Here is a 6,169-nt window from a genome sequence, read left to right as displayed (position 1 = left end):
GTGTGTGCGTGGGGCGGCTGGGATTGGAGGGGGTGGCGGGAGTACTACCTGTTCGTCGGTACGGCTGTGTCGGTGGCGCGCAATCGGCTCGGCGGCTGGGGTTGGGTTGGTGGAGGCGCCGCGGTCGTTGACTACTGTGCTTGCGTGGATGAGTCTGCTCGGCTCGGGCGGCCGGTTGAGATGGAGGAATGAAATGTTCCGCATCGCGCTTGTCGGTACCGAGAACAGTCATGCTCGCGAGATCATCCACCACCTCAACGTGGACCCGATCACCGAGGCCGCCCGAATCGTGGCTCTCGTGGGTCCCGATGACGAGCACAACCGTGCGCTCGCGACTACCGGCACGATCACCCAGCTCGTCAACACGTCCGCCGAGCTGATCGGCAGTGTCGACGCGTTGATCGTCACCAACCGCGACGGCGAACTCCACCGCGAGCACGCCGTACCGTTCCTCGACGCCGGCATCCCGGTCTGGGTCGACAAACCACTAGCAGCCAGTACGGCGGACGCCCAGGCCATCATCGATGCCGCCAATCGCACGAGCACCCCGGTCACGTCGTACTCGGCCGTCCGCTGGCTCGCCGACGCGGAAAAACTTGCCCAGGGCACCCAACAGGTCGGCGAACTGCAGGCGATCACCGTCACCGGCCCGGCCGACCCCGCGAGCGAATACAGCGGCATCTTCTTCTACGGCATCCACGCCGCCGACCTCGCCCAGCGCCTCGCCCCCGGCGAACCCGAAGACCTCCAGGTCGAGCAAACAACAGCGACCGTCATCGCCCGCTACCGCAGCAACGGCGTCCTCGTCACCCTCCAACTCGTGCAGCCGACCGACACCGGCCGCGTGCCGTTCCACGCCGAGATCGTCGGCCGCGAGGGCCTCGTGAGCCACGACGTGCGACTGGACGAGCAGTACGTCGTACCCGGCCTGAAGGTCTTCCTCAACCTGCTCGCCACCGGCCGAGCACCGCTCGACGACGCGACCCTGCTCGCGCCGATCACCGTCCTCGAACAGATCAACGCTCAGCTCACCTGACCAGGAGCTCGGCGGCGCGCGTCGTACCGTCGGTGTCGATCGTCGGCGCCAGCGCCTGCGCCCGGGCCAGCGTCTCGGGCGCCAGCGTGACACTGAGCCCCGCACTCAACGACTCGAACGTCGGATCCGAATCCTGAGAACCGATACCCAGTTCAGCAACCCTCGCGGCCCATCGCGGCTGATCGACGAGACGCGGTACGACGAGTTGCGGCGTACCGGCCTTGGCCGCGGTCGTCGTGGTCCCCGCGCCACCATGATGGATGACCGTGGCCACCCGCGGGAACAAAGCCTGCTGGTTGACCTCCCCGATCTCGAACGTGTCCTTCCGATCGTCGATCGCCGCGAGCTCGGCCCACCCGCGCCCCAGCAGCACCCGACGCCCATGAGCACGGGCCGCCTCGATCGTCAGCCGGGCAATGTCCTTCGGCGCATGAGCAGCCATGCTGCCGAACCCGACGTACACAGGTGGTTCGCCCGCATCGAGGAAGGCCTCCAGGTCAGCCGGCAGCGGACGCTCGTCGGGCAGCGTCCACGCGCCGATCTGAAGAACGTCGTCCACATCGGCCGGCCAAAGCGTCGGGTCCGCAGCCAGCCACGACTGCTCGGTCCGGACATGTGACCGTACGTCGTCCACCGGTGGCAGGCCGATGGCCGACCGATTGCTGTTCAGTGCCTCGAGGTACAGCTCGTTCGTCTTCTCAGCCGGCAACCCCAGCGTGTGGAACGAAGCGAACGCATACCCGATGCCGAGCTTCTCAGCCACATCCCGAGCGCCGGCCGGCATCAACCCGGTCGCGACGATCGCCTTCGCCCCCTGCGCGAGGTTCGGCAGTACGGCGAAGCGCGCAGCAACCAGGTCGGGTGCCAACCGCAGCGCGTCCTCCCGAGTGGGCGGCTTCGGATTGTTCACCACCGACCGCACCGACGGACCCAGCGGAACCATCGGTACGCCGGCCCGCTCCAGCAGCACCTGGAATTCCTCGTCAGGCGGCGCACACAGCACGACCTCAGCGCCGTACTGCTGCAACCGGACGGCAAGTCCAGCGAGCGGTTCGACATCTCCGCGCGATCCCCAGGTCAGCAACACAAACCGCATCTGCACGTCCCTCGCCTCGTGATGGACCGCCATCGTGCGGCATCACCCGGGCCTTGCCGCAAGCCCACCCCTCGGCTATATCTTGGAAGGGGAGAGGGTTCCACGCTGGGGGCGGCGAGGGCAGAGACAGTCGGAATTGGGGCAGGATCCACGGATCCGTTGCGGCGTGGGGTGCGTCCGAACCTACGCTCGGGGTTGTTTCTCAAGAGGGGGTAGGTCAGTGCGTAGTCAACTGTTCGCTGCGGAGAACCAGGAGCAGGAGTCGGCGCAGCCGGGGCTGCGGCTGCAGAACTCGAAGCTGCTGAAGGTCGAGCTGCGGGGCGAGGTGTTCGCGCGGCAGGGTGCGATGGTCGCGTACCAGGGCAACGTGCAGTTCGAGGCCCAGGGGTCCGGCGGGATCGGCAAGTTCATCAAGCAGAAGCTGACCGGCGAGGGTATCCCGCTGATGAAGATGAAGGGGCAGGGCGATGTCTTCCTCGCCGACCGTGCTTCCGACGTCTACCTGATCGACCTCGAAGGGCCGCACGACGGGCTCAGCATCAACGGCGCCAACGTGCTCGCGTTCGAGCCGACGCTGAGCTGGGACATCCAGCGCGTCCAGGGCATGGGCATGATGTCGAACGCCGGCCTGTTCAACTGCACGTTCTCCGGTCAGGGCCGGCTCGCGATCACCTGCAAGGGCACCCCGGTGGTGCTGACGGTGGACCAGCCGACGTACGCCGACCCGCAGGCCGCGATCGCGTGGTCGACCAACCTGCAGACCGGCTACCAGCGCGCCGACCAGATCGGGCTCGGCACCCTGCTCGGCCGGACCACGGGTGAGGCGTTCACGATGAGCTTCGCCGGCCAGGGCTTCGTCGTCGTCCAGCCGTCCGAAGAGCCACCCGGCGGCGCGATCGGCGGGACCGGCAGCGGCACCCAGAGTGGCCAGGACGGTGGCGTCGGCGGTGTCCTCGGTGGGCTACTCGGCGGACGTTAGTTGCTCGCAGATATCCCAGGCAGCTTGCTGGAGAAGGGTCGCGGTGTCCGCATCGAGGCCCTTCACCGGTACGTCGATCCCGACCGGATCCTCAGCCAGTAACGCGATCAGGAACACGCACGCCGCCAGATAGCTGCCGGCCAGGGCCGGGTGACTGTTGTCTTGGTCATGCAGCACCGGTTCGTCATGCGTGGCGAGGAACCGCTCCCACACCATCCCGACCGGAATCAGCGTCGCGCCCAGCTCAACCGCAGCCCCGCCGTACGCGCTCGTGAGGGCAGCCTGGCTCTCCGGCGCATTCCGGCGCGCCCACGTCAGGTAGAGCGCGGTCCGCGCCCCGGCCGCTTTGATCGCCGCATCGAAGTCCCGCGCACTCTCCCGGAACCGCTCCGGACTCTTCACCGGCAACGTGCTCTGCTCCTGCAGCACGACCACGTCGTACCCGCCGCCCGCAAGCGCCGCCGACGCCTTCCCCGCATTCAAATGCTGCCGCAACGAGGCCCCGCCGGCCTGGATCAACGTGGACTCAACCTCGATCCCCCGCGCCCCGGCCAGCCCCTTCAGCAGCCCAGGCAGGTTGTTCCGCGCCGTAAAACTGTTCCCGACAAAGAGAATCCGCACCTCCCGAGCGTACAGAAGAACTGTTAGTACGTTGGTGTGAGCTGAGATCCTGCGGCGTGGCAGCGGTGGCGCGGGGCGCCGTGGGTGACCTAGTAACAGTCGTTCTGTACGCCTCGATCGTGGTTGACCTGGGAAGCTGCTGGGGGTTGGGTGGGGCGGTGAGCGAATTGAGGATTGTCCGGGTGCACGACGAGGTGACGCTGCTCGACTGGCAGCGGGTGCACAACGAGATCGTGCCGACTGCGCACTTGTCGGTTGACGAGGTTCGTGAGCGAACCGGGCGCCATGTGCTCGAAGTCGCGTACGACGGTGAGGTCCTGGTCGGCTGTTCAACCGTGCGACCGCCGTCGGAGGAGACGTCTGCGGTAACCGTGATCGCACGGATCCTTCCGGCGTACCGGAGGCAGGGCTTCGGGGAAACGCTGTACCAGCACTGCCTGCAACAGGCCGAGGGCGCGATCGTGGAGACACACATCCTGGCCAGCAATGTCGACGGAGTCCGGTTCGCCGAGAAGCACGGTTTCGCCGAGGTGGAGACCTATCTGCTTCCCGGTGACACCGTCCCCTTCGTGGAGATGCGGCTCGGTTAGGGCACGAAGGTGATCTCGGGGAAGTCTGCGGACGGGCCGTTCAGTAGCGGCGACGGGTTGTGCCGGAGGACCTGGTCGAAGTAGGCGGTGAGGTAGGCGCGTTGGGCGGCTAGACCGCGAGCGGGGTCGACCGTTCCGAGGGTTCGGTTCGAGGCAAGTTGGCGGAGCTCGAGGTCGTTGGGGACCAACTGCCGGAGCAGGTCTGCGTAGACGTACAGGAGGTCGGTGAAGGCGATGTGCTTGGCACCAGGCAGCTGGAGGTTGAGTTTCCAGCTCTGGTGGGATTTCCAGAAGTGGACCCAGGACAGGTCGTAGTGCTCCCGGTCGTTCGGGTCGGCGAGCCGCTGGCTGCCGTCCGAGCCGAACAGCAGGAGGGGCCGATCCAGTCCACGCTCGGAGATCTCGCTGGTGGGAGATTCGAGCTTGTCGTCGGCCAGCGTCCCGTCGAGGTTCGCGCCGGCCGCGATCCGCAGGTCGACGAACATCGCGCGAGCGGTCGTGTAGCCGCCAGCTGAGAAGCCGAACATGCCAGTGCGCTCCAGATCGAGCGCGGCCGCCAGCCCTGGCGGCAACTGCTTGCCGTCGGCATCGGCTGCCACGCCGTCGCGGAACCCGGCGAGCTGATCGAGGACGAACCGGGTGTCGGCGACCCGGGCGGCGATCGCGGACCGGTACGTCGGCGTTGTGGCGATCGGCTCCCCGGTGCCCGGCACCAACCGCCCACCGGGAAACTCGACCGGTGTCTCGTGCGTGTGGTCCATCGCGACCACGATGTACCCGTGACTGGCGAGCTCCTCGATGTGCGCGGTGTTCTGGAAGCGGCTGTGGTAGTAGCCCGGCGAGAACAGCACCACGGGGTGCGCTCCCGGCCGGACCGGCACGTCGATCAGCGAGTGGGTCCGCACCTCGGGCAGATCGACGAAGCCGGCCGATGCCCCGAGATCGCCGGACAGGCGTGTGTCCTCGTCCCAGGCGAGCGCCTGCTTCGGCGGCATGTAGCGCGCGACTTCACCGCGGGCATCCGGTTCGGCCGGATACCAGACGTTGACCATCAGCTCCCGTTGACCGCTGGGAGCCGATGCGTCCGACCGGGTCGAGTCGACCAGGTGCATCGCACTGGTGCCGGTCCGGTCAGGACCAGTCGGGGCGGGCACATCGAAGGTCAGGGCTGTCATACGTTTCATCGTCCAGGAGAACCTCCTCATCGCAGATCCACCGGAAGACGGAAACCGAATATCAGTCTGATGAAGGCACCGGTACGACGTCCTGGCGGAGGCCTGGTGTGGTGGCGGCGACTGTGATGACTGCGGCGACGCACAGCACGGCGCCGGAGAGCAGGGCTGTGAAGGGGGAGGTGAACTGGGCGGTGACGCCGCCGCGGACGTTGCCGAGGTTCGGGCCGGCGCTGCCGACGATCTGTTCGGCGGCGGCGACTCGGCCGAGCAGTTCGTTGGGGGTGTGCAGTTGGACAATGGTGCTGCGGGCAACGACCGAGACCGTGTCGGCGGCACCGGCGGCGGCCAGGAAGGCCAAGGCGATCCACGGGTTCGGCGCGAAGGCGAACAGGCCCAACGTGATTCCCCAGCTGCCCGCGCCGATCAGCATCACGACGCCGGGGCGCGGCAACCGGGTGAACGACCCAGACAGCACCGAGGCGGTCACTCCCCCGACCGCGATCGCTGTCAGGAACAGCCCGAGCGTCCGCGGATCACCACCGAACCGCTCCGCATTCAACGCCGGGAACAGACTGATCGGCATCGACAACACGGTGACCGCCAGATCCGTGATCAACGCACCTCGGATCACCGGCGTCGACACCACGAACTTCAGTCCGTCGCCCCCCCCAC

8 protein-coding genes are annotated in these 6,169 nt (G+C 67.3%); 4 read left to right on the top strand and 4 right to left on the bottom strand.

Annotated features, from left to right (window positions below; genetic code table 11):
* A partial coding sequence (locus E1261_RS46705; protein ID WP_238176791.1) for a hypothetical protein occupies window positions 1–192 on the top strand: 192 nt, incomplete at its 5' end.
* Window position 193: 1 nt separating this feature from the next.
* Window positions 194–1,036 carry a Gfo/Idh/MocA family oxidoreductase gene (locus tag E1261_RS42440; protein ID WP_165952838.1) on the top strand — a complete coding sequence of 281 codons (843 nt, stop codon included), beginning with the start codon at window positions 194–196 and terminating at the stop codon, window positions 1,034–1,036.
* Here E1261_RS42440 and E1261_RS42435 read toward each other — a convergent pair.
* On the bottom strand, window positions 1,029–2,132 hold the full coding sequence (locus tag E1261_RS42435) for a glycosyltransferase (RefSeq protein ID WP_132415618.1): 1,104 nt from the start codon (window positions 2,130–2,132) through the stop codon (window positions 1,029–1,031). The two genes, E1261_RS42440 and E1261_RS42435, sit on opposite strands and share 8 nt — an antisense overlap.
* A 220-nt stretch (window positions 2,133–2,352) precedes the next feature.
* On the opposite strand from E1261_RS42435, the gene E1261_RS42430 reads away from it, so the two are divergent.
* Window positions 2,353–3,111: an AIM24 family protein gene (locus tag E1261_RS42430; protein ID WP_132415606.1), complete on the top strand. Its 759-nt coding sequence runs from the start codon at window positions 2,353–2,355 to the stop codon at window positions 3,109–3,111.
* On the opposite strand, the gene E1261_RS42425 is transcribed toward E1261_RS42430, so the two are convergent.
* Entirely contained in the window at window positions 3,094–3,732 is a 639-nt protein-coding gene (locus E1261_RS42425; RefSeq protein WP_132415604.1) for an SGNH/GDSL hydrolase family protein, read from the bottom strand. The genes E1261_RS42430 and E1261_RS42425 overlap by 18 nt on opposite strands.
* A 158-nt stretch (window positions 3,733–3,890) precedes the next feature.
* Between E1261_RS42425 and E1261_RS42420 the strand changes: the two genes are divergently transcribed.
* Window positions 3,891–4,322 carry a GNAT family N-acetyltransferase gene (locus E1261_RS42420; protein ID WP_132415602.1) on the top strand — a complete coding sequence of 144 codons (432 nt, stop codon included), beginning with the start codon at window positions 3,891–3,893 and terminating at the stop codon, window positions 4,320–4,322.
* Here E1261_RS42420 and E1261_RS42415 read toward each other — a convergent pair.
* Window positions 4,319–5,497: an alpha/beta hydrolase family protein gene (locus E1261_RS42415; RefSeq protein WP_165952837.1), complete on the bottom strand. Its 1,179-nt coding sequence runs from the start codon at window positions 5,495–5,497 to the stop codon at window positions 4,319–4,321. The genes E1261_RS42420 and E1261_RS42415 overlap by 4 nt on opposite strands.
* 61 nt (window positions 5,498–5,558) lie before the next feature.
* Window positions 5,559–6,169, bottom strand: a 611-nt coding sequence (locus E1261_RS42410) for an MFS transporter (RefSeq protein WP_132415598.1), incomplete at its 5' end; no start/stop codon positions are given.

Origin of the sequence: Kribbella albertanoniae, assembly GCF_004348455.1 — a bacterium.
Classification (GTDB): domain Bacteria; phylum Actinomycetota; class Actinomycetes; order Propionibacteriales; family Kribbellaceae; genus Kribbella; species Kribbella albertanoniae.
The sequence above is the reverse complement of the archived record's forward strand: the minus strand, read 5'-3'. Positions and strand labels throughout refer to the sequence as shown.